15 protein-coding genes are annotated in these 24,519 nt (G+C 38.6%); 3 read left to right on the forward strand and 12 right to left on the reverse strand.

From position 1 onward, the window contains the following. From FJR08_RS17840 to FJR08_RS17860, 5 genes are all read right to left on the reverse strand, one after another. Positions 1-629, reverse strand: a 629-nt coding sequence (locus FJR08_RS17840; RefSeq protein ID WP_168634073.1) for a serine protease, incomplete at its 3' end; no start/stop codon positions are given. 373 nt (positions 630-1,002) lie between these two features. After that, positions 1,003-1,569: a COP23 domain-containing protein gene (locus tag FJR08_RS17845; RefSeq protein ID WP_168634074.1), complete on the reverse strand. Its 567-nt coding sequence runs from the start codon at positions 1,567-1,569 to the stop codon at positions 1,003-1,005. A 102-nt stretch (positions 1,570-1,671) separates the two neighbouring features. Continuing rightward, positions 1,672-2,739, reverse strand: a complete 1,068-nt coding sequence (locus FJR08_RS17850) for a S1C family serine protease (protein WP_168634075.1) — start codon at positions 2,737-2,739, stop codon at positions 1,672-1,674. A gap of 406 nt (positions 2,740-3,145) precedes the next feature. Beyond that, positions 3,146-4,246, reverse strand: coding sequence for a phospho-N-acetylmuramoyl-pentapeptide-transferase (mraY, locus tag FJR08_RS17855; RefSeq protein WP_168634076.1), 1,101 nt, complete (start codon positions 4,244-4,246; stop codon positions 3,146-3,148). 184 nt (positions 4,247-4,430) lie between these two features. Continuing rightward, positions 4,431-4,670, reverse strand: a complete 240-nt coding sequence (locus tag FJR08_RS17860; RefSeq protein WP_168634077.1) for a DUF3134 domain-containing protein — start codon at positions 4,668-4,670, stop codon at positions 4,431-4,433. Between the two features lie 238 nt (positions 4,671-4,908). On the opposite strand from FJR08_RS17860, the gene FJR08_RS17865 reads away from it, so the two are divergent. The 3 genes from FJR08_RS17865 (at position 4,909) to FJR08_RS17875 (ending at position 6,874) form a co-directional block, all read left to right on the forward strand. Next, positions 4,909-5,490 carry a PAP/fibrillin family protein gene (locus FJR08_RS17865; protein ID WP_148766210.1) on the forward strand — a complete coding sequence of 194 codons (582 nt, stop codon included), beginning with the start codon at positions 4,909-4,911 and terminating at the stop codon, positions 5,488-5,490. 213 nt (positions 5,491-5,703) lie between these two features. Further along, positions 5,704-5,919, forward strand: coding sequence for a photosystem I reaction center subunit IV (locus FJR08_RS17870; protein WP_148766208.1), 216 nt, complete (start codon positions 5,704-5,706; stop codon positions 5,917-5,919). Between the two features lie 115 nt (positions 5,920-6,034). Further along, on the forward strand, positions 6,035-6,874 hold the full coding sequence (locus FJR08_RS17875; RefSeq protein WP_168634078.1) for a DNA-formamidopyrimidine glycosylase: 840 nt from the start codon (positions 6,035-6,037) through the stop codon (positions 6,872-6,874). A 23-nt stretch (positions 6,875-6,897) separates the two neighbouring features. Here FJR08_RS17875 and FJR08_RS17880 read toward each other — a convergent pair whose 3' ends face one another. From FJR08_RS17880 to FJR08_RS17910, 7 genes are all read right to left on the reverse strand, one after another. Continuing rightward, positions 6,898-7,689: an SDR family oxidoreductase gene (locus tag FJR08_RS17880; protein WP_168634079.1), complete on the reverse strand. Its 792-nt coding sequence runs from the start codon at positions 7,687-7,689 to the stop codon at positions 6,898-6,900. A gap of 409 nt (positions 7,690-8,098) precedes the next feature. Next, positions 8,099-9,613 (reverse strand): thioester reductase domain-containing protein, encoded by a 1,515-nt coding sequence (locus FJR08_RS17885; RefSeq protein WP_168634080.1) that lies wholly within the window; start codon positions 9,611-9,613, stop codon positions 8,099-8,101. Positions 9,614-9,616: 3 nt separating this feature from the next. Further along, positions 9,617-11,284, reverse strand: coding sequence for a PfaD family polyunsaturated fatty acid/polyketide biosynthesis protein (locus FJR08_RS17890; RefSeq protein ID WP_168634081.1), 1,668 nt, complete (start codon positions 11,282-11,284; stop codon positions 9,617-9,619). A gap of 221 nt (positions 11,285-11,505) precedes the next feature. Further along, the gene (locus tag FJR08_RS17895) at positions 11,506-14,808 is read right to left on the reverse strand and encodes a type I polyketide synthase (protein WP_168634082.1); all 3,303 of its coding nucleotides are present in this window, start codon (positions 14,806-14,808) and stop codon (positions 11,506-11,508) included. 4 nt (positions 14,809-14,812) lie between these two features. Continuing rightward, on the reverse strand, positions 14,813-16,165 hold the full coding sequence (locus FJR08_RS17900; RefSeq protein WP_168634083.1) for a polyketide synthase: 1,353 nt from the start codon (positions 16,163-16,165) through the stop codon (positions 14,813-14,815). Positions 16,166-16,309: 144 nt separating this feature from the next. Further along, positions 16,310-18,040, reverse strand: a complete 1,731-nt coding sequence (locus FJR08_RS17905) for an SDR family NAD(P)-dependent oxidoreductase (protein WP_168634084.1) — start codon at positions 18,038-18,040, stop codon at positions 16,310-16,312. 184 nt (positions 18,041-18,224) lie between these two features. Then, the gene (locus FJR08_RS17910; protein ID WP_168634085.1) at positions 18,225-23,633 is read right to left on the reverse strand and encodes a type I polyketide synthase; all 5,409 of its coding nucleotides are present in this window, start codon (positions 23,631-23,633) and stop codon (positions 18,225-18,227) included. Positions 23,634-24,519 lie beyond the last annotated feature (886 nt).

Raw genomic sequence — 24,519 nt, forward strand, 5'->3', positions numbered from 1 at the left:
TGCAGAAGATACCCTTGACTACTAATAATCGCCCCACCGCTCATTCCCTGTTCAATATCGCTGGTATAACCAATTTCATATCCAGCTTTTAAACTAGGTTGAGAAATTATTTGTTGTACTTTTCCAGTTCTAAATAACATTTCTCCTTTGCTGCTAGAATAGCCGGCGGCTATAATTGGTGTATCTGGATTAATATCGAAACTAGCAATTTCTTTAGGTAGACAATAATTTTGATTAGATGTAAATTGCAAGACAGCTAAATCTAGTTTACCAAAATTAGTATTAGGCAGAATTTGGGCTGAATAGATTTGATTGTCAGGTGTTTTAATTTGAACTTTATTAACTCCCAGCAAGACATGAGAGTTAGTAACAACTAAATAAGAATTGCCCTTTGTAGCAAATATTGTTCCTGAACCACCGTTATTATCACCAATGACTCTGACTGTAATTTGTTTAGCAAGGGTTTGGAGTTTTTGTGGTGAATATTCTCCACTTTCGGGGTTATCAGGTTCTAAATTACAGGTAGCCGGGGTAATTTTTTGAGATAAGGAATAGGGAGGATTTGCTAATGTCAAGGGAGGGAAAGATAGGAATAATAAGGAGGAAATAATAGCAATGTTACGGTTCATGGTAATTGTTGATTAGTAGATGATTTGTAGGGTGCGTTAGCGACAGCGTAACGCACCGTTAAACTCGTTCCCAGACTCCGGCTGGGAATGGGAGTTTGAGAGGATGTTTTAAAAGTTTTTAATGTGGAAACAGACCCCTCTCCAAACCTCTCCCCTACCAGGGGAGAGGCTTTAAAAACCCCATTCCCTTGTAGGGAAGGGGGGAAGGGGGGTTAGGTTTTTGGAGATTATGGGTTTCATATAATACTTTTCAAACAACCTCTGAGGCTCTGCCTCAAATACAGTGAATACAGTGGAGGCAGAGCCTCCTGTGGGCATTCCCCGGCAGAGCCAGGGAACGAGGGAAAGTCCGTTTTATTTGTGTGGAGAATGGCTATTTTTTAATATTGACAAGTGGGGCATTTTGCAAATATTTACCCACATTCAAATACTTACTATTTCCTGAACTTTGCCAAATTGGTTCTGAACTTTTACCCTGGGCTATATTCACAAGTTGCTCTAAAACTAATCCTGGGTTACTATTATTTTTTAGGGTAAATAATTGATTGTTAGCATTACAAGTTCGTTCATCACTTGCCACAGCACAAACCACAGGATTACCTTGATTTTCACCCGTTGTCAAGCGATTTAAACGACCTGCTTCATAAAAATTCTGGAACTTTTTAGATACTTGTTGGCAACGTTTTTGGGGAGTCCAACCACCTTTGGCAAAATACTCGGATTTCCAACCAATAAACCGTACGTGACCTTGACGTTCAGGAACCCAAGCAATGGTAGCGGGAACTTTTTCACCACTGGCTTGATCAAATATTTCTTGACAGAAAAATGTGACTTGATTTGGTTGAGCAGAAGCATTATCTTGACTTAAACCAGGATTTATGCTCATGGTTAAGGTCAATGTTGTTAATCCTAAAAAGATGGAAAGTGATTGTAATTTCATGATTTTTGAGTCCTTAGTTAAAAAATTAATGTTGATAAAGTTGAATTTTGATGATCCTCGAAGATCCCCGACTTCTTTAAGAAGTCGGGGATCTAATCTCTTTTATGGTCTGACATTTGCCCGTAAACTATAATTACCAGTTTCCCTCCTTTCGGAAGAATTGGCAATTATTAAATAAATTCCATCTGCTGGTAAAGTGGCGACAATTCTAGCATTAAAATCACCTGCTCCTTTGTCATCGTTTTCAGCAATTTTTTCAATCTTTTTCCCAGCGTCAGATTCAATAACTTGAGATAAGGTTAAGAATGGATTAATCTTCTGACTATCCATTTCAATCACAACTGTTTGACCTGCTTTACCTGAAAATATATAATAATCAGGACTGCCATTTAAACTACCATTAATTACTTGACCATCAAGGGAAATAGTTTTTACAGATGGTTCTTCGGCAGGGAGAGTGGAGATAGGAGAAACTTTTTTTTGTTTGATATCTGCTAAAAAAGATTTGACTTTTGCTCCTGGTTGAGAAAAGTTAATTCCAGTTCCTCCTGGTACAACCGCAACCTGATTACCAGCATCATCAAGAACTGGAGATACAGCTACACTGGTATTAACACCAATAACTTCCCCTTTAGTATTTAATAAAGGTCCGCCAGAGTTTCCAGGATTCAGAGTTGCAGTATGTTGAATAATTCCGTCGGGACGAATGCGGCTAATATTTCCTTGAGTACAGGTATCGCGGTTATCAGCAGCCAAGGGACTACCAATAGCAAACACTGGATAACCTACTTTGGCTGTACTAGCAGCTAAACTCAGATGTGGTAAATTTTTACGATTTTGGATTTTTAAGGCTGCTAAATCAACTCCACCCCTAGCAAAACCGATCACATCGGCGGGTACTTGCCTACCATCCCGAAATACCACAGTGACAACGCTAGGACCACGATTAACTACATGAGCGTTGGTAATAATTAAACCATCTTGACTGACAAGGAAACCGCTACCATGTCCATTACCTTTAACAGTGACAACGGCAGCGCCTCCTTTCATGCAAACTCGATTTGCTTCTTCTGCTGGTGATGCTAATACAGTTTTAACGCTAGTCATACCCATGAGGGTACATATAGAAAAAAGCGTCAAAATACCATATCGGTACGATAGATGCTTCATGTTGGTTTAGATTCCCTGGTAACTTTACACCCAACCTACTGCCGTGTAAACTTCAAGCGTAACATTGCTTGTTACAGCAGCTTAGTAATTAGACGTAAGTAACAAATATTTTGTTTCTATCTGGCAAAATATCCCAATAATCCCCTGAATTTGCTCAAATCCAAATTCAAGGGTGTAAATTACAATTTGAGTATTAGACATCTCCGGTAAAGATTGTAGAGACGTTCCATGGAACGTCTCTACAGGGGTTTCATGTCACGCATATTTAATTTTCGGAGATGTCTATTGGGAATTGGGGTAATTTACGTTCTGGACAGAACCCCCAATCTCAAAACAAAAACAACCCCCAAATTTGGAGGTTGTGAATTTTTATTTGTGAAAAATCTGATGATTAAAACAAAACTGATTATTTTATGGACATAATACAAACGGAAGCTAGAAAAGCGGCGATAATATAAAACACAGCCACTACTTGCAATTCTGACCAACCAGTTAATTCTAAATGATGATGTAAAGGAGCCATTTTAAATAATCGCTTACCTTTGCCATCTGGTCCTTTTGTAGCTTTATAATAACCAACTTGTGCCATCACAGAGAGAGTTTCCACAAAGAAAATCCCACTCAGAATAAACAGTGCTACTAAAGTATTAGTTAACAGTGCAACCGCAGCTAAAGCGCCACCCAGGGCTAAAGAACCGGTGTCACCCATGAAAACACTAGCCGGGTTGCGATTGTAGGCTAAAAAGCCCAAGCAGCTACCGCTGACAGCAGCACAGAAAACCATCAAGTCGGGAGAAGTTGGGGCAATGATCACACCTAATGCGAAAATAGCGATCGCTACTGTTCCCGCCGCCAAACCATCAATCCCATCTGTTAAATTAGTAGCATTGCTCTGGGCAACTAGGACAAATCCGGCTACAGGCCAGAACAACAGTCCTAAAGGTAAGGATAAACCCACCCAAGGTACATGGATATTAGTTATACTAAAATCACCCTTAAATACCAACCACGCACAAAATACCGCCCCAAAGATAACTTGCAAAGCTAACTTCATCTTTGGAGAAATTCCTTTGTTAGACTTCCGACGCAAAATTTGCCAGTCGTCTATCCAGCCAATTAAGCCGTAGCTGAGTGTTAAAGCCGAAACTGCCAGCACATTTTCTGAAAAATCGGATAATATACAAGCAATTATCACCGCTACAGGGATAAAAAATATACCCCCCATAGTTGGTGTTCCCGCCTTTTTGAGATGTGCCTGGGGTCCATCCTCCCGGATGATTTGCCCGGTTTTGAGCGTTTGTAGCAGAGGGATTACCCACTGTCCCAAAATCGCCACACCCACAGCAGATAATAAAAGAGGTAGGGTGAGGGAAGTAGTAGCCCATGGGGTTCTATTTCCCATCCAATCTGAAATCAAGGCTGTCGTACTGAGTAGCAAGGCCAGCAAGGAGGCTAACCCAATTCCCGAAAAATTCAAACTTTGATTAGGAGATAATTTAGCGTCCACAAAAAAAAGTCCCTTCACTCCACACTTTAAAAAAACCTCAACAAAATAATCCAACCCGGTTTTGGTTACTAGTTCACAAGATCCTGCGGTACTAGTACATCACGGCGTAAATAAAGCAACCATATTCAATCGCCGAAAAGCCTACTGTATATTAGTTTTGACTTTTGACTTCCGCCCTGCGGTACTAGTCCTCCTCAGCAATTACATCATCGTCATCATCATAGTCAGTATCACCAATTCCGTCGTCCACGCCCAGAAAATCGGATATTACTTCTACATCTTCCCGCGAGTCGGTGTCATGGATATCACGGGCTATCAGTCTGCCACCCAGTCGCAACCAGTCCAACATGGAGGACTCTTGTTTTAAGGGAATAACTGATGCTCGTTGGTTTCGGGGAGCTTCGCGGAGGGGAGAATCTAACATATTAACAATCACACACAAGGGTTTATATAACTAGACACTAAGAGTCTATCATTTGATACGAGTTAATTTATTCCTTCATACAGGTCTTTAATTGCTGAATCCGAATTAAAGAAAATTTTCATTTAATTAGGGAACGGTAGCCAAAAAGGCATTATTTACGAGTTGTCTGGTTATAGACAAAGAACATTAATATTTTATTAATGCTGTTTCATCATGCAAACTCTTGAGGTACAGGTTAATGATAGGTAAATCAACTCTCATAGATATAATTGTTGGCACAAATCGCGGTTTATTAGCAAATCAGCAACAACAACAAGCTATTTTAGCAGCGATCGCTAACTTAGAAGATTTTAATCCTACACCACGGCCATTAGCAGCTAGTAATTTACTAGAAGGCAACTGGCGACTACTATACACCACAAGCAAAGCTCTATTAAACATAGATCGTTTACCCTTATGTAAACTTGGTCAAATTTACCAATGTATTCGCGGAGAAACCAACAGTATTTATAATATAGCTGAGATTTATGGCATTCCTTTATTTGCAGGATTAGTTAGCGTTGTTGCTAAATTTGAACCAGTCTCAGAACGGCGTGTACAAGTAAAATTCCAACGTTCTATCATCGGGTTACAAAGCCTAATTGGCTATACAACACCAGGAAACTTCATCCAACAAATTGAATCGGGGCAAAAATTTACAGCTTTTGATTTTCCCATTCAAAGTGAACAACAAGGTTGGTTAGATATTACTTATATAGATGATGATCTCCGGATTGGCAGGGGGAACGAAGGTAGTGTTTTTGTATTAAGTAAGACATAAGACATTTTGCAAGGGGTATTTGGGAATGAGGTTAATCTATTATAGGTACTTTGTCAAGGGGTAAATTAAGAAGATTAACAACTTATTCCCCATGAAAATTCACCAATTTGACAAATAACTTAACAAAACCACAAGCCAACACCTTCAGGATGTAGAGTGAGAACAATCAGCCCTACTTTAACGGCATTCATACTTCAAAAGGGAAGATCCATCATGGTTCAACGTGGTTCTAAAGTACGTGTTCTCCGCCCTGAGTCCTACTGGTTTCAGGATCTTGGTACAGTGGTTTCTGTTGACAAAACCGCCATCAAATACCCTGTAATTGTTCGCTTTGAGAAAGTTAACTATTCTGATCTCAATACCAACAACTTTGCTGTAGATGAGTTAATTGAGGTCGAAGCACCTAAACCCAAAGCCGCAGCAAAATAAACAGCCAAGCATCAAGGGGATTGTTTAATGGGATAATAGGAGGAGATGTCAAGATGAAAATCTTGCCCATTTCCTCTCGTTGATCATACCTGCCCTAAAAATATTATTTGCTTGAATGCCTGAACTGCCTGAAGTTGAAACAGTCCGTCGGGGTTTAAATCAATTAACCCTGAGTCAAGAAATCACGGGAGGAGATGTATTGCTACAACGCACCATCGCCTACCCAGTTTCTGTTGATGAATTTATTAATAAAATTAAAGGCAATACCATTGCTACCTGGCATCGTCGTGGTAAATATCTCCTCGCTGAACTTTCCTCCCCTTCCCCCAGTTATTTAGGAGTTCACCTCCGCATGACCGGTCAGTTACTTTGGTTAACCCCAGATGAACCTTTACATAAACACACCAGAGTCAGGTTATTTTTTGGGGAAAGGCAAGAATTACGCTTTGTTGACCAGCGCACCTTCGGGCAAATGTGGTATGTTCCTGATGATGTAGCTGTAGAAAGTATTATGACAGGTTTGGCGAAATTGGCAGTTGACCCCTTTTCCCCAGAGTTCACTGTAGAGTATTTAGCCGATAAATTAAAAAAATCCCGTCGTCCCATTAAAACTGGATTATTAGATCAGTCAATGGTGGCAGGATTAGGTAATATTTATGCAGATGAAGCTTTGTTTAAAAGTGGGATTTTACCAACAACTCTTTGTACAGAATTGCAACTTCCAAAAATCGAACTTTTGCGAACTGCAATTATTCAAGTTTTATCAGCGAGTATTGCGGTAGGTGGGACAACTTTTAGTAATTTCTTGAGTGTTAAAGGCGTTAACGGTAATTATGGCGGTGAAGCGTGGGTTTATAATCGCACCGGCGAACCTTGTAAGGTTTGTGGTAACGTGATCCAGCGAATTAAGTTAGGTGGGCGTTCTAGTCATTTTTGTTCTCAATGTCAAAGTTAAGTAGGTTAGCATTGAAAACTAAATTACTTTTCTTCCTGCATACTTCTCACAATTTTCGTCACCATTTTCCTAGGAATAAACCGCACACATTTTGACATCAGTTTGTTGATAAAACCAGGAATAATAATGATTTTCCCCTTCATTAAAGCATCATATCCCATCTGAGCTACAGTTGCCGCATCCATCATATTTTTACCCTTGAGCATTTTAGAATCTGCCATGCCGGTTCTTTCATGAAAAGCAGATGCTGTTGAACCTGGACAAAGAACTGTGACGGTGACACCTGTACCTTCTAATTCATTAGCGATCGCTTCGGAGAATGATAAAATATAGGCTTTAGTGGCAAAATAAACTGCCATTAATGGACCTGGTTGAAAAGCAGCGGCAGAAGAAACATTTAATATTTTCCCATAACCTTGTTTAACCATGTCTTTGAGAAATAATTTTGTTAAATGAGTTAAACAAACTAAATTTACTTGCAGCATTTCTAGTTCATTATTTAAGTTAGTTTCATTAAATAATCCATAAGTACCAAATCCGGCATTATTTACCAGGATATCAACTTTAATACCAGCTTCTTGTAATTCCGAGAAAATTTCTTCAGGAGATGTAGATATAGATAAATCTTTGATAATAGGTTTAACAGAAATTCCAAATTCTTCTACAAAATCAACAGCTATTTTTGTGAGTTTTTCTCCTACTCTATCTACTAATACAAGATTATAATTATTATGAGCAAAAATCCGGGCTAATTGATAACCAATACCATTAGCTGAACCCGTAATTAAAACTGTTCCCTGGCATTTTATGTTCATTTTACAAAAAAGTGAATTAGCTGGAATTGGCACGGATAGATCTTACCAACACCATTATACTAAATAAAAATTAAGCTGCTTATAATTAAGAGGTTGTTTGAAAAGTATTAGATGAAACCGATAATCTCCAGAAACCTAACCCCCCTTCCCCCCTTCCCTACCCCTCCCTGACCCTCCCCTACAAGGGGAGGGAAGCGGAAAAACTTTTGTTAGTTGGAATGGGGGTTTCAAAGCCTCTCCCCGCGTCGGGGAGAGGTTTGGAGAGGGGTTTATTTATACATTAAAAACTTTTCAAACATCCTCTAAGATTTCCAGAATAATTGACCGCAGATAAACGCAGATAAACGCGGATAAATACGGATAAAATAATGGATTTCATAATTATATGCAGCCTCATGGAAAATTGATATTAGGCAAGACTTAGGAAACCGGTCTGTACTAAATAAGATGTGTAAGTCATCAACAATTGAGAATCAATAGGTGGACAAACAATAGAACTGCCTTTTAGTGCTTCTAGGGTTTCTTCACAACTAATAATTGGTCTTCTCGCTTGTAAATACAAATCAGGAATAGTGATTTGTTCATCTGACCAACGTTCTAGTAAAAATGGCCGCAAAGTATATAAAGGATTGTCTTGAGAAGTGACATTATTAATTAATTCTGCTTGCCATTCTTCGTAGGGAATCATCTTCAGTGAGAATCCGAAAGAACGTACCCAATCAACTAAAGATTTTAAAGAAGCAGGTTGAGGATGTTGTAAATGGAAAGCCTTACCTACAGATGTTTCTTGTCGAGAAAGATAAACAACTGATTTGCTGACATAATCAACAGGAGACATATCCAACATATAATCTACATCAGGGAAAGACCCCATTTGCAGACAACCTTTAATCATCAAATTGATGAAATCATGGGTATTACAAATTCCAGTTTGACTATCTCCAGAAATTAAAGGAGGTCTATGAATAGTAATAGGTAATCCTCGACTACCAGCAATTTTTACTAATTTTTCTGCTACCCATTTAGTTTGGGAATAACCGAGGAAAATACCTTCCCAATCATGAAAATCATCATCTTCTTTAACTAACTTACCAGCATAAGCCGTTGATTCAAAAACAGCCACACTAGAAACATAATGCAATGGCTTAACTTTAGTTTGACAAGCTAACCGCAAAACTTCCTGTGTACCCAAAACATTCGCTGTTTTTAATGCTGAGTAAGGATAAACATAATTCAGCAAAGCGGCACTATGATAAATAGTATCAATGTTAGCAGCTAGATTTTCAAATTGTTCTGCACTAATCCCCAAATGTGGCTGTGCTAAATCACCAATTATAGGAATAATTCTGCCACTATAATGATCTTGCCAAATGCCATATTGTTGCAAATTATTTTCTAATTTGCTTTTACCTTCTTCCAAATTACTAGCACGGACTAAGCAATAAAGAGTTGCGTCCGATACTTCTAGTAATTCCTTGATCATGAAAGCGCCTAAATAACCTGTTCCCCCGGTTAAAAAGATGTTTTTAGGGTTAGTAACAGAAACAGCAGTATCTACGGGTTGAATAGTGGGGTCTAGGACAGCTTCCGCACCCAAATCTAGCAGAGGAGGAGCAAAATTAACAGGAGAATTTGTCCCAGACCCTGCATCTTTTACTTGAGAATCATCACTTGATTCGTCTGCTAATCGCTGAGAAAGGGCAGCAATGTTAGGATAATGCCAAAGTAAAATAGGAGAAGGTTTAAATCCTAGTAATTCTTCTAATTTACTAATGATCATCATGGCTTGAGCAGAATCCAAACCATAATTTTCTAAGTTTTCGTCAACATCAATTTCTGCGGTTTCGACTCCGACAACTTCCGCAAGATGAGAAACTAGAAATGCTTGAATACTTTCAGCATTATAAGACTGTTTTAAATTCATTTTTTACTTCTCCAATATAGAAGGAATTGGTTGATATTGACTGTAATAAGCAGGCATTTGTAAACCCTGCATTTTTAAACTGTGACTACGATATAAAAATGCTGTCCCCTTCATAATTTGGTCAGCAACATCAACAACATGACGCTGATTAGGTTCTGACAAATAAGAGCCACGCACCCAGTCATTAAAGCCACCCATAGCTGGTCCACACCAAATTTGATAATCAACTTCCCGACCTTTTTCACCAGTGCTAGACCAGCGGGAAGATAACCCTAAATACCAGCGAAAGATTACAGCCATTTTCAATTTAGGATTATTAACAGCTTTACCCAATTTTTCAGGATTCTTTTGGGATAAATAAGCCGCTGCACCTTCCCAAACTTCCGCAAGACTTTTACGGAAAATTTGTTTTTCTAGCTTATCTTTTTCGGCTGCGGGAATCTGTTCAATAGAGTCGTAAGTGCGATATAATTCATACAATTTTTGCGCTCGCATGGGGAACATTGTCCCGCGTTTGAGAACTTGTAATTTGACTCCCATTTCAAACATATCGGCTGCGGGAGCCATGATCATATCTGCCATTTCGGCTTGTGCTAATAATTTTTTAGTATGTTCACAAGCACCAGATTCCACACAAGATTGATTAATTGAACCCGTCATTATATAAGCAGCACCCATCATAAAACCAGCTAAAGCTGCTTCTGGTGTACCAATGCCTCCAGCCACGCCAATTCTAATAGGAACTGAGTAATTATATTGGGCTTGAATTTCATCTCTGAGGGCAATAATTGAAGGTAATAAACATACTAAAGGACGATTATCTGTATGACCACCAGAATCAGCCTCAACGGTAATATCATCAGCCATTGGCACTTGTCTTGCCAAATTAGCTTGCAATTCTGTAATTAGTCCTTTCTCAAGTAATTCTTTGAGGATTCTTTCTGGTGCTGGTTGCAAAAATTTAGTCGCAACTTCCCGACGGGAAACTTTAGCAATGACCTTATTTCTGATATCAATTTGATTAGCTGCATTTAATCTTAACCCAGCAACTCGATAATAAACGATGTTAGGAGTTAAGTCTAAAAATGCTGATGCTTCTACAATTCTGACACCATATTTCAAATATAAATCTACAGCCCGACGTTCAATAGCTGGTTCATTAGGACTGTGAATTAAATTGAAAGCGTAGGGTCCATGAGGTAATGCTTGTTGAATAGTATTAATCGCACTTTCTAACCGTTCTGGAAGTAAACCACCTGCACCAAAGGAACTTAAAATTTTCTCTTTTCCCAGAGCAATTACCATTTCTTCGGAAGCAATACCCCCAGCCATTGCTCCGGTCATATAGGCGTATTTTACACCATAAGCAGCGAGAAAACTAGGGTCGCCAAGTTGTTGTAACCGGAGGGGAGGGAGTGAGATTAAAAGTTCTGCTTGTCCAGATGAAACATTATCATTAGGTGCTAAATAGCCATCATTAGTAGCACCAATTTTCCCGGATATTTTAATAATATAGCAGGGTTTATCTGATGTTAATAGTTTATCTTTGATGGCACTTTTTTCAAAGCTAACACAATCTAATGAACCTTTCCAAATTTGGTTTTGATGATTACAGGTAAAAAAACCCAGTCCATTATCATGTTTATTTAGTACCGTCTCGATTGTTGTCACGGTAGTTATTCCTCAATTTATAAGCAAAGGATGTGAAATAAAGAATTTAACTCACGCAGAAGCACTATAGACACAGAAAAAGAGCGTGAATATTTCTACATCTCAGTGTAATTTTCAGGCTATTTCTGAATACAGTTCAGTTAAGCATTTTTTCTTTCCTCTGTGTCCTCTGTGCCTCTGTGGTTAGTTAAAAAAGAGCTTTACACTTAACACCAAGTGGATTATTTCTCTTCGTTGAGTAAGTTTTGAGCGCAAGCTAATTGCAATTGAATGATTTCGCTCATTTGTTGACTAAAATCTTGTCTAGCTGCTAAGAAACTTGTGTGTGTTTTAGTTAATTTGGCGGTGTTGTTACTCAGGTTTTGATACTGAGCAATTTTTAAATCATTCATGCTAATTTTTCCACTAGATTCTTGATTTATGTTTTGCTTAATGATTTTTGTTGACTCAAAGAATTTTAGTTTCTTTGACAATTCCAAACCGTTCTCCATGATCGTTTTCATGGTATTTTTCTGTGATTTGGGGTAAATTTCTGTGGGCGCTATTTTCTCCGATGTCTGTAGAGAATTGATGATTTTATACTCTTGATGAGGAGAAATTGTTTGCTTTTGGTTATTAGCAAATATTTGGCGATTTTCTGCATTCAAAATTGCAGAAGTTATGGAATTACCACCTAATGTAACTTTCCTCAGTGCAGCTTTTTTCTGTTGGGTGTTTTCTGAGGATAAGTTATATAAAGGAGCGAGATTTAAGTTTACTTGATGACTCAATAGTTTTGCTAATGCTTTAATTAGGGAACTATGGTCATCTGTACCCCGTCTGTTTAGGGATACGGTAAGATGTTCTTGATTACCCAGATTTTTATCTATCCAGCGTGAACAAATACCACCTGCACCGGCTTCAATAAAGATTTTTGCTCCGTCACCATAGACGCGATTAACTAAGCGGGGAAAGTCGAGTTGTTGACATAATCCTGTGGCAATATTGTGAGCAATTTGGTTGCTTTCAATTTCAATTGATTGATATTCAGCAGCGGAGTAAAACTTGATTCCGGGGATTTTTTGTGCTGGTAATGTGTATAAGGTTTCTAGTTCTTGAGATTCTGATTGCATTGCTTGACAATGAATCACATGATCAAAAGGAGCAGGAAAAGAATTACAACCCAGGGTTTTAATTACTCGCTCACAGGCTGCTGGTTCTCCAGCAATTAATACTTCTTCTGGGGTATTAATCTGTGTTAGGTAAACACGGGTTTCATTTTTTAAACATTCTCTAACTTGGGCTGGAGTAGCCATAAGAACGTAGTTAGCCCATAACTTATTCTCTGGATTTGTGTCAGTTTTTGGTAGTCCCCAATACTCACGGACAGCGTTTTTGGAACCAGATAATCTATCTCCAAATAAAGCTGATGAATTAAAGGTATGACTAACTTCATAAAAATTGCTCCATACTCCTTGAGCAACCATCATGCTAGTTTCACCTAAACTATATCCTAAGACATATTTAGGTTTAATGTTAAAATCCTCGGTGATAATTGTGGAGATTAATCTGGTAAAAAGCACTTCTGCTTCAAACATTGCTAAGGAATCATCCAGCAATTTCTTTTCTAGTGTTTCTAATTGTCGAGTTGATAATTTACTCAAACTTCTCGGAAATACCAATTTTTCCACATCTGCTGCTCGTTCGTCAAGACTTTTGATAATGACATCATCTAAGACTTTAGGAAATAAACGGAAAAGACTCCGACCAATTCCTAAATAGGTATTAACAGCAGCGGGATAAACAAAGGCAATTTCCCCATTTTTACCCAGGGGTTTGGGTGTGAAATAACTACCTATGGGAGTCTGCCAATCTTTGCCATTTGCAAAGGCATTAGTTACACCTTTTTTAGCTGAATTAATTTCTTTAATTAATTCTTTTTGGTTGCGTCCAGTTAGGGAAAGTGTATATTTGCTTTCAGAGTTTTGTTGAAATTTAACAAAGGTTTGACTAGCAATATTTTTGAGAGAATCAGCATTTTCAATTGTTGCTTGCAAATGATCCAACGCTGCTAATAAGCTAGATTGATCATCTGCTGCAATGGGTAATAAATGCAAAGGTCTTGATTCTAAATATGTGCTGGTGCGTTCTGGTTGTGCGGTTTCTTCTGATAAGATGATATGGGCAAAAGAACCGTCACAACCAATACTATTAATCGCGGAAATTCGAGATTTGACCTCTTTTTGCAAAAACCAAGGTCTGGACTCAGTTGCAACATAGAAAGGACTACCTTCCCATACTTGCGGTGTTTTGACACCAGACCAATTGGGAGTTCCGGGAATATATCTGTGATAAATACTCAGTGCAGTTTTTATTAAACTGGCAATTCCAGATGCAACGAAGGTATGACCAATATTTGCTTTAACGCTACCTATAGCGCAGTGTAAACCATCACCAACGGCAGGATAAGCTTGAAGGATACCGCTAATTTCGGCTTCGTCTTCTGCGGGAATACCACTAGCGCAGACTTCCAAATAATTGACTTTTGTGGGTTCAATTCCGGCTTGTTGAAAAGCTTGTTGACATACTTGGCTAATGGTATGGCTATCTACAGCCATTGAGGGAGATTGACCAATGCTAATACCATCAATTACTGCATAGATACGTTGGTTATTTGCTAACGCCGTATCATGACGTTTAAGAACAACTGCACCTGCACCTTCTCCCACATTCCAACCATTGGCTTTTTCGTCAAAACTTAAAGTATTGACTCCTGTATTAATTGTGCCAAATTGACTTCGCAATAAGACATTTTCTACCCCTCCTGCTAAGTCAACAGCACCCACAACTACAGCATCTACTTCATTAGTATCTAGCAGCATTTGCGCTAGTTCTAGGGCTTTAAAAGCGGCTGTTTCGACGGCACTAATGGTAAAAGATGGACCAGAAAAATTCCATAAAGAGGAAATCCGACTAGCCATAATATTGGTAACGTAACTCAGATATTCACTCAATTCAACTTGATTGTGAATACTATCTTGAACAATGCCTTCTAGTTGATTGATTTTTTCTGGTGATAAGGCAATTTCTGCCCCATTCAAACCATCTTTTATTTGCCAAGATGAATTCCATCTTTGTTGGAGTTGATGTACAGATAATTCTGTATCTGCGGCGATAATTACCGCTACATTATTATTAGGTGAAAGTCCGGCATCTTTGAGGGCGCGGTCAGCAACTCTTAATAATAAAAGTTGTTGAGAGTTGATTTTTTCAACTTCATTAGGAGGAATTTTGTAAGCTAAAGTATCAACTTCAAAATTATCAATATATGCTCCTTGGGGGACTTTTTCTGCTTCTAAACCATACTCGCGCAGTAAAGTTTCTTGTTCATTAATACCATGCCATCTTGATTCTGGTAGAGGAATAAAATGCTGTTTTCCATCATAAATGCTGCTCTCAAAGGCATCTAATTCTTGACATTCACCAAAAAAGGCATCCATGCCCACAATTGCCATTTTTGCAGTCTTATGTTGCTGAATATTCATTTGCTTACTTCCCTTGTTCTAGAATGATATGAGAGTTTGTTCCACCAAAACCAAACGCACTTAAAGCTACTCTTTTAGTTTCTTGACTCGGCCATTCTGTAGGCGTTCTGACAATGCTTTTTGGAGAGACAACATTGTTTTCAGAACCTATGGGTTGAGTCACGTGAATAGTTGGAGGAATAACCCCATGAGACATACTTAAAATTGTCTTGGTTATGCCTACCATGCCCGCAGCCACAAGTAAATGACCAACATTTGTTTTGGTTGAACCTACTAATGGTGCTGCTTGATATGGACTAAAAAAGCCTTCAATTGAGTTACATTCTGTGGTATCTCCCAATAGAGTGCCAGTAGCATGACACTCTAAATAATCAATAGTTTGGGGGTTAAGTTTAGCCTCTGAATAAGCTCTTTGATATGCCAGAGTTTGCCCTTGAGGATTAGGACTAAGAAGGTGTTTACCTTTACCATCATTAGATAGTCCATTACCGCAAATTGTGGCCAGGATTTTGTCACCATCTCTCACAGCATCACTGTGTCTTTTGAGCATTACCATCCCAATTCCTTCGGAGGTAATTAACCCGCGTGATGACTGATCGAGAGGACGACTAATGCCATTATCTGGATATCCTTGAATACCAGAAAATAACATTCTGACAAATAATGGATCTGCACAACTAATTGCACCAGCTAACATCAAATCTGCTTTGCCAGATTGTAGATAATGGGATGCTAATTTAATGGCGTAAAATGATGACGAACAAGCAGCATCTATACAGAAATGAGTTGCAGATAAAGAAAAGGCCTTGGAAACTATAGCAGCGGGTAAACCGGAAACCATAGCATTGTATGGAGAGACTTTTGTGCAGGTTGATGAACCTCCTAAACGAAAGTCTTTCTCCTGTAATAGTTCACTAATTGCAGGTTGAATATTTTGCTGATAAATAGGAGCAAATAGACTATTAGAAGCTTTGGTTGGTAATCCCAAAGTTCCTAAAACTACGCCACATTTTGCAAGTGCAGTTTGATTTCCCAGATAGCCACTTTGAATAATGGCTTGTTTGGCAGCGGACAATGACCATTTAAAGGTATTATCTAAGCTTTCAACAAATGCCGCAGGTAAGTTATACTCGTTGGCATCAAATTTAAAGTCGCGGATAAATCCACCTTTTTGAAAGTAGAATTTTTCCGGTTTACCTTTGGTTTCATCGTAGAATATAGCGGGATCTATTCCCAAATCCGCTACAGTTATAGATGATGTGGAATCTTTTTCTGCGGTGAGATTCTGCCAAAATTCTTCAGGATTATTAGCATCGGGAAATAGGCAAGATAACCCGATGATTGCTATTTTTTCCACTTTTGAAAATCCTCGTTGGGGCATAAGACGTGACTGAAAAGGATTTACGCTATTCCCCCAATTGGCAAGGATTAATAATATGAATTTGTTTCGCGCAAAGGCACAAAGGAGCAAAGGCGCAAAGAATTAGAGTTTCATATTATTTTACTTTTTATTTAACATTTTCATTGGCCAAATTACGGCTTTTGCTCCTAAGATTTTCGAGTATATTTTTCCTTCACGATTATGGATAATGAAGTTGACTGTTGCACCTGTGTCGGTTTTGCCTATGATTTCACAGGAAACATAAAAGGGGACGTTAAATGGTACTGCTAGATACTGTTCACAGTATGTTAATTGTCCTGGTAAACAAACTTCTTTATGGATATAATTTAACCATAGCCATAATGTTTGGGTACTCAAGTCAATTATATAAGGGTTGTGCCATTTTACGGGAAATTGTCCTTGTTCTTTGGCTGTAATTTCTTGCCAACAACATTCGGCTGTGAGTTTTTCTGGACTGATATTTAAAACTTTGGTAATTTTCTGGAAAGCTGGTCCATGAAATAGGGATAAATCACCATTTTGATAGAAGTCTTTGGCTGTATCAGTGACGATATTATCTTCTCTGAGATCCATTGCTTCATAAATGGGCGCTTCTGGCATATTTTTTACCAGTTTTATCAGAGAACTAAAGTGATAATGAGTTCTACCTTCGGGGGTTTTGCTCAATATTTTGGTCTGAAATTCGACAAAATCACCATCAACTTTGGCAACTTCTTGGATTTCTAGAATATGTTCTTTAGCCAAGGTAGAATTAAAGGTGATTCCTTTTAAAACTTTGAAGTCTTGGCAACTGAAATATGTGTAACCTGGATAAATTTCTTCACAGCCATTTACCATCCATGATTTAGCACAGGTTGCTGGTAAAACTGGTGAACCTGCAATTGTATGATCATGCAAAAATGGATTTTCTGCTAATGTCATTCTTCTGCGAATGCGATAGCTACGAAGTTCTAAACCTAAAGGAGCAGGTGGTAGTTTCATGGGACTACCAATGACAACTTGTGGATGATCTTGATAGGCTGGATGTAGTTCATTAACTAACATTTGTGTCCCAACTTCTACGGGAATAATACTAATTCCTCTTTCTGCAAATGCTTTTTTTAATTGTGGTGTCACCATGCCACTATCCCAACCACCCCAGTTAATTGCCACTACATGACAATTAGGGTTATATTGTTTCATCAAATGGGCTGATTTACTGAGAATTTCATTAGCTATCGCATAATCACTTTGACCGATATTACCATAAAATCCCGTCACGGAAGAAAACAATACTAAATGTTGTAATTGCTGGGGATTAACACAAGATAGGAGATTTTCTAAACCCTGAACTTTAGCAGTGTAAACTTTCTCAAAATCATCTTCTGTCTTTTTTTCAATTAACTTATCTGCTAAGTTACCAGCACCGTGAATAATGCCGGTAATTTGCCCAACTTTATCAGAAATTTCTTGAAGTTTGGCTTGCAATTTTACAGTATCAGTGACATCAACACTAATATATTCAGCCTTTCCTCCTGTAGCTTCAATAGCTGCTAAAGTCTTCTTAATTTCCCGACTAGAATTAATCTGATTAAATATCTTTTGTACCATCATGGGTGTTGGTTTCTCACCTTGAGAAATCAAATTTTCCATAATGCGCTTTTTCAAAGCCGAATCATCTAAACAATTATGAGCATATTCTGGTTCTGTGGTAATTTCCGAACGACCTAAAAGAATAAACTTACAAGGTTGATGTTGAGCTAATTTAATAGTACATTGAGCAGTGATTCCCTTTGCGCCACCACTGACAACAAAGACAGAAGATGGGCTAACTTGAACAGTTGCAGTCATAACTATGATTTATGGGATTTATTTGATTTGGATGATTAATTCGTCTAAACTATGATTTATGTGATTTGTTTGATGGGGATGATTTATTGATTGATGAGAAAATAAACAAGAAATGAATCCAGTAAACTCAGCAAATAATTCAATCAAAAAAATCAAACTAATCAAACAAATCACAGTTTAGACATTACTCACTTTTTGCCACCAGCGTTACCCGTCCTTGATTACCATAACCAACTTCGCCAATATAGCGATTAGAATCGTGCAATTCAGCAACGATATATTCAGCAGATTCGTGAGGATCTAAAGTGGGATTCAGGTCAATTGCTCGGAAGAATACCTGTGGCCATTCCCAGCGCAAACTCTTCGTTAAACCAAACAAACCAGCACTAATTGCACTAAAATTACCTTGATGTCCTAAACCAAATTCACCGTCCAGATGGGCAACTGTACAAAAACTGGTTCTTCCTGGCAAAGATGCGGCATTATTCAAAGTTGCTTTCAGATGTTTAGCCATTAAAAACACTTGTTTAAGAATTGCCTTTTCTGCTTCTGGATAGGAAATATGTCCAGGTTTTTCCGGTGTAAATTGAGGATGTAGGTGAACAAATGCCCCAATCGGTCCGTGTTTAGTAGTCACACTTTGCAATAATAATTGCAGATGTTGTTCACTCATATTTGCCAATGTGACGCGGGTAACACTTGCTGGTAATGGCAATTGTTCGGGAACTAAGGATTGGGGGAAACTCAAAACTACTACTTTCCAACCTTGTTCTATCAGTGCGTGGACTACTTTGCTAGTAGTTAAAGAACCATCATCAGTGATTAAACCAATGTGTCCTTGGGGTAACTGCGCTTCCAAAAAATCTGGTCTGGGTAAGGTTCTTAGCTTAACTGGACGACGGGGAAGATTGATGTCGACGATAGGAGGTGGGGTTAAATCAACCACCTCTGTGGTTTCCCCCCTGAACAAGGGAGGATTAAGGGGGGTTATCTGGTTAACATCAATGTGCGGCTTTTTTTTTTCACCTCCCACCAGTGATTGGAGGTAGTTAACGATTTGCCCGATTGTCCGTAAGTCGCCTAATTCTTCTATATTGGGTTTGGGTAAGTCAGGATACGCTTCCTGCATTGCTCCCAGTATTTCTACCCGTTTGATGGAATCTATGCCTAAATCGGCTTCCATGTCCATGTCCAGTTCCAGCATTTCCACTGGATAACCAGTTTTTTCACTGGTGATGTTTAACAGGGTTTGTCCTAAATCTTGGTACTGGGGATTGGGGACTGGGGACTGGGGAATGGAAATTGATTCTGGTATTACTTCCTCTATTACCTGGGTTTGCACTTGAGGAATGATAATTTGTTCTGGTGTGATTTCTGCTGTTACCTGTTGTTGTCCTTGCAGATATTCGACAACTTGACCAATGGTGCGTTTTTCTGCCAGTTCTTCCAGGTTTGGTTTAGGTAAGTTGGGGTATAATTCTTGCAATCCTCCCAGAATTTCTACCCGTTTAATGGAGTCAATACCTAAGTCGGCTTCCATGTCCATATCGAGTTCTAGCATTTCGATAGGATAACCAGTTTTTTCGCTGGTGATACTTAATAGATTGTTAGCTAGATCATCAAGATTTAGGCTGCTAGTTGCGTGTTCTGGTATGAATGCAACTGGGGACTGGGGAATAATAATTGGTTCAGGTTCAATTACTGGTGCAGCAATTACAGGTTTTGCAACTTCAATTACTGCGGGAATAGGTGCTGCTAATTGAACTTTTGGCTCAATTACTGGTAATGCTTGAGGGGGAATTATGGTGACAGTAGGAGCTACAGGTGCTTCTTCTGGAGCAGCATATATATTTGCTGGTGCTGCTGCTTGGGTATCAGAAATGAGTTGAGAATATTCTTCTTGAATGAGTTGGAAAAAGTGTTTGGTATATTCTATCTGTTCCCGCAGATATTGTTCATGAATGCGGAGGGTTTCACCTTGTTGGGAATGAAACTGCATCATACTCCGCTCTAAGCTTTCCATGATCACTTGCTTAATTTGAGCAGCTTCAGCGGAAGATTTAGCATTAGCAAATAAGGTGTTTTGCTGCTGCATTAATTGAAAGAAGGTTTTCGCGTATTCTATCTGATTATTAAGATATGTGCCGTGAACTTCTAAATTCTCGCTTTGGTTGTGCTGGAACTGGCTCAAAAGTGTTCCTAAGCTGGTGAGAATTTGTTGGCAATTTATCAGTTTATCTGGTGTTTGCATCTTCCCTTCGAGTTGCTGCGTGAACAATTCTGCTCTGGGTTCTTTTTGAGGTTCTTTTATGATGGTTGCAGTAGTAGTCATCTGTGGCTGTAACTGGGTTTCAATGAGGGGTTGTTTTTTATGTCCGTTACCGTTGCCGTTATGTCCATTAGTTGGGGGAATTTTGGCAATTACAGGGGTTTCTATTTCTAAATTTATAGACGGGTTTAGCATTGCTAAACCCCTACTGGAATCCTGAACTTCTGTTAGCGAGGCTCCTCCAGAGGAGGCACTTCTGAACTCCTGAATTCCGGAAATTTTATGTCCGTCCGCTAATGCTTCTGTAAAGGCATTTTTGGTTTTATCAGAAATGTAGTTAATGCCAGTTAATTTGACGCTGAGGGTCTTTTTGCTGGAAATGAGATGCAATACGGCAGGGAGTTTGTAGGGGTCAAGATTGCCCAAATTCATGCCGATAACTCGCAACTGAACTGCGGCTTCTCGCAAAGAGCGATCGCTGTTTTTGGAGGCGCTGGGATTTAGAGATATGGTAAGATGGGGGCGATCGCCTAATGTATCTTTTACCAAGTTACTTAACACCCGTTTTGGTCCAAATTCTACGAAGCAATAACCACCAGCCCCATAGATATTTTCAATCTCTTGTTTGAACAATACAGAACTAGCCAAATGGCTTTCTAAGTTCTTTTGAATTGCCGCTGCATTTTGGGGATAATGTTTACCAGTGACATTACTAAAAACCGGAATTTGGGGATTGTGGAAAGTTACCGATTTAGTAGCAATGGCAAAGGATTTTTGCGCGAATGCTATTAATGGAGTATGGAAAGCCGCAGACACAGGCAATAAAACTGCACTATATCCTAACTTTTCGCAAGCATCTTGAACTTTTTGAATTTCTAACTTTGGACCGGCTAAAACAATTTGGGTAGGAGAATTAAAGTTAGCAATACTTACTTTTGGAAACTGCTTCAGCACCGGTTCAATTTTGCTGATATCTTCCTTCACCGCTAACATACTACCAGCGTCATGATCTGGGTCTTTGGGTGCGGCCATTGCCTGTCCTCTAGCTTTCACTAGGAACAAATAATCAGCCTCACTCAATACTCCCGCAGCCCACAAAGCGGTTAATTCACCAAAACTATGTCCTGCGGTGAAATCTGCCTTAAACCCAGCTTGTTGCAAAATTCCATACAACCCAGCACTAAATACCCCAATTGCCGGCTGTGCATATTCCGTTCTTTGCAAAGTTGCAACTTGGGCTTTTTTCTCAACTTCATCAAAGGTAGAATGAGGGAAAACAACTTCAGAAACTGGTTGTAAATTGCTTTGCTTGAACAGATGATCCATCTTGCCATATAACTGTCGCAAGCTGGGGAAATTCATCACCGCTTCTCTGCCCATTTCCAAGTATTGAGAACCTTGTCCAGAGAATAAAGCGACAACTTTTCCACCTAAATCCATTCCCGAAGAACGGTAATAAATACCTTGAGGATGTTCCCAAGAAATTGCATCAGGCTTACTTTTGAGTAAACCAAGACTAACTTGCAGTAACTTACAAGCTTCTTGTAAATTCTCAGATACAAAACCAATTCTTAGGGCAGTTGTAGGAATAGCTAAAGATTGACAATCTAACAATAATTGAGAATAGAATCTTTCGCCGTCGTTAGCTTGCAAATTATTTAAAGTTGCTTCTAACTTGCTAATTAATTCCGCATGAGTAGCACCAAATAATAGCACTTCACCGGCTGCACCATGTAAACGATAAGAACTTTGTTGTTCTGGTTCGTATTCTTCCAAAACAACGTGATAATTTGTGCCACCAAAACCAAAGGCACTCACCCCCGCACGTCGGGGAGTTTCACCTTCTGCCTTGATCCAAGGTCTAGTTTGAGTATTGAGATAAAAGGAGGAATTTTCAATATCTAATTTGGGATTTGGTTCGGTAATATTGATGGTTGCTGGCAATACTTTATGATGCAATGCTAGGGCAGTTTTAATAAGGCTGGCTGCACCTGCGGCGGCTTTTGTATGTCCAATTTGTGATTTTACACTTCCCAAAGCAATATGTTGTTTTTGGGTGTCATGTTTACCAAAGAAATCTCTTAAAGAACTGAATTCTATGGGATCTCCTGCCATTGTTCCTGTACCGTGTGCTTCCATTAAACCCACAGTTGCCGGAGAAAATCCAGCATCATCATAAGCCCGTTCTAAGGCTTTAACTTGTCCTTCTTTTCTAGGGGCATAAATACTCTTATAACGCCCATCACTAGAAGTACCAATTCCCTTGATTACCGCATAGATTTTATCCCCATCTTTTTGGGCATCTTCTAAGCGTTTGAGGAGAATCATCCCAATCCCTTCACCTAACATCATCCCATCAGATTTAGCATCAAATGGTTTCACATTCTCGCTAGGAGTAACTGCTGGAGTTTTGCTAAATGAGATGTAAGCCATGATCGTGTTATCGGTGTCTACTCCACCGGTTAACATCATATTGCTACGATGTTCAACTAATTCACTAATGGCCATTTTTAATGCCCCAAAGGAACTAGCACAAGCCGCATCAACTACACAGTTTGTACCGCCAAAGTTGAGACGGTTAGCAATTCTGCCAGCCACCACATTTGCTAACATTCCAGGGAAAGCATTTTCATCCCATTTCACATAAGCAGATTTGATTTTATCAACAATCTTTTTAGTATCTTCGTCAGATACACCACTGCTTTTGAGAACTTTTTCCCAAACCGGATATTCCAATCTGGCAGTTAATGGCATTCCCAATTGTTTGCCCATAGCTACACCCAAAATCACGCCGATATTTTCGCGGCTAAATTCACGGGATTCGCTATAACCAGCATCTTCCATTGTTTCTTTAGCAACTACTAAACTTAATAGTTGAGAAACATCTGTAACTTCTAAAATGCTGGGAGGAATACCAAATTCCATAGGGTTAAAATCAACTTCAGGAATAAAACCACCACGTTTACAATAGGTTTTATCTTCTGCTGTTCTCGGATTAGGATCATAGTAATCTTCTACGCTCCAATGAGTAGAAGGAACATCAGTGATACAGTCAATTTTATTAACAATATTTTGCCAGTAATCCCTTAATGTTCTCGATTGAGGCATTAAGGAAGCCATACCAATAATAGCTATGGGAGTTGTGTGTAGTTTTCTATTAATTTCCTTAGTTGACATGGAATTTATCGAATTTTTTAGGTTTCCTGAATTCATTTTTCCTTCCTCTATAAACTTCAGCACAGCCTGTTCAAAACTATTAATTTGGGCTTCTAATTCCGTCAAAGAACTATTTATCGTGTCTATCTTTTGAAGGGGGGAAGACATAGGACATAGACTAATTTTGAGTACCGTAAATTGTGCAGTAAATTAAGCTATTAGCAGATAGAATAACTATCTACATTCACCCAATCACCGCAGGTAAGTTTAAATGCTTGAATTTACATCAGCACCGCAGCATATTTACCAATTAATAATTGATAATTCATTTTTGAAGCTTTAGGTAGGTTGGGTTAAGGAACGCAACCCAACATTTCATAATTTTGCTTGGGTGTTACTAAGCTACATTTCCTTAACACCAAGCGAACTGGCAATAGAACATACTTAATCTGAAGGATATGTATGAATACAGAAACGGTTTTATCTCTTAATCATTGAATGTTTTACCTATGGAAGAATAATGTTCTGTATGTTGATATAGCAGTTGCCAGTTTTTAAAGTCCAGGATAACCTATTTTAGATGATTAGACTGATAAAAGCTGCCAAAATCGTTACAAAATAATCAGCACTCTGTGGCAAATTCTGTGAATAGTGAAAAAATACTTAAACAGCTTTTCAATAGTCTAGCAGTTTGTAACTTAGTGAGATGCAAAACCCCGGTTTATCAAAGAATAGGTTTTGTTTCTTTAGGCAATTCTGCTGTACAAAGCTGAGTGGATTTTAGTATTTCTTCTGTTTATAGAAATAAACTCAACAATTTATTTTTCATTCATAAATGTTGAATTAATAAAAAGACTAGCACAGCTTATGAAAATGGAATAGTTCATTTTTGCTAATTTTTGGAGGAAAATATTTGTTAATTGATCTCCTTTTAAATAAAACATAATTATCTGAGTATAATCTAGAACTGAATTTGTGAATAACATATCTTGGGTAATTACGGATTTAACATCAATCTTTTCCTGATAATTCAGGAATTTTATCTAAATTGTCT

Origin of the sequence: Dolichospermum sp. UHCC 0260, from assembly GCF_009711985.1 — a bacterium.
Classification (GTDB): domain Bacteria; phylum Cyanobacteriota; class Cyanobacteriia; order Cyanobacteriales; family Nostocaceae; genus Dolichospermum; species Dolichospermum lemmermannii.

Bases quoted from the DNA above. Each gene is read 5' to 3' on its own strand.
- FJR08_RS17845 (WP_168634074.1), bottom strand. From the start codon at position 1,569: ATGAAATTACAATCACTTTCCATCTTTTTAGGATTAACAACATTGACC.
- FJR08_RS17850 (WP_168634075.1), bottom strand. From the start codon at position 2,739: ATGAAGCATCTATCGTACCGATATGGTATTTTGACGCTTTTTTCTATA.
- FJR08_RS17860 (WP_168634077.1), bottom strand. From the start codon at position 4,670: ATGTTAGATTCTCCCCTCCGCGAAGCTCCCCGAAACCAACGAGCATCA.
- FJR08_RS17865 (WP_148766210.1), top strand. From the start codon at position 4,909: ATGATAGGTAAATCAACTCTCATAGATATAATTGTTGGCACAAATCGC.
- FJR08_RS17870 (WP_148766208.1), top strand. From the start codon at position 5,704: ATGGTTCAACGTGGTTCTAAAGTACGTGTTCTCCGCCCTGAGTCCTAC.
- FJR08_RS17875 (WP_168634078.1), top strand. From the start codon at position 6,035: ATGCCTGAACTGCCTGAAGTTGAAACAGTCCGTCGGGGTTTAAATCAA.
- FJR08_RS17880 (WP_168634079.1), bottom strand. From the start codon at position 7,689: ATGAACATAAAATGCCAGGGAACAGTTTTAATTACGGGTTCAGCTAAT.
- FJR08_RS17885 (WP_168634080.1), bottom strand. From the start codon at position 9,613: ATGAATTTAAAACAGTCTTATAATGCTGAAAGTATTCAAGCATTTCTA.
- FJR08_RS17895 (WP_168634082.1), bottom strand. From the start codon at position 14,808: ATGAATATTCAGCAACATAAGACTGCAAAAATGGCAATTGTGGGCATG.
- FJR08_RS17905 (WP_168634084.1), bottom strand. From the start codon at position 18,040: ATGACTGCAACTGTTCAAGTTAGCCCATCTTCTGTCTTTGTTGTCAGT.
- FJR08_RS17910 (WP_168634085.1), bottom strand. From the start codon at position 23,633: ATGTCTTCCCCCCTTCAAAAGATAGACACGATAAATAGTTCTTTGACG.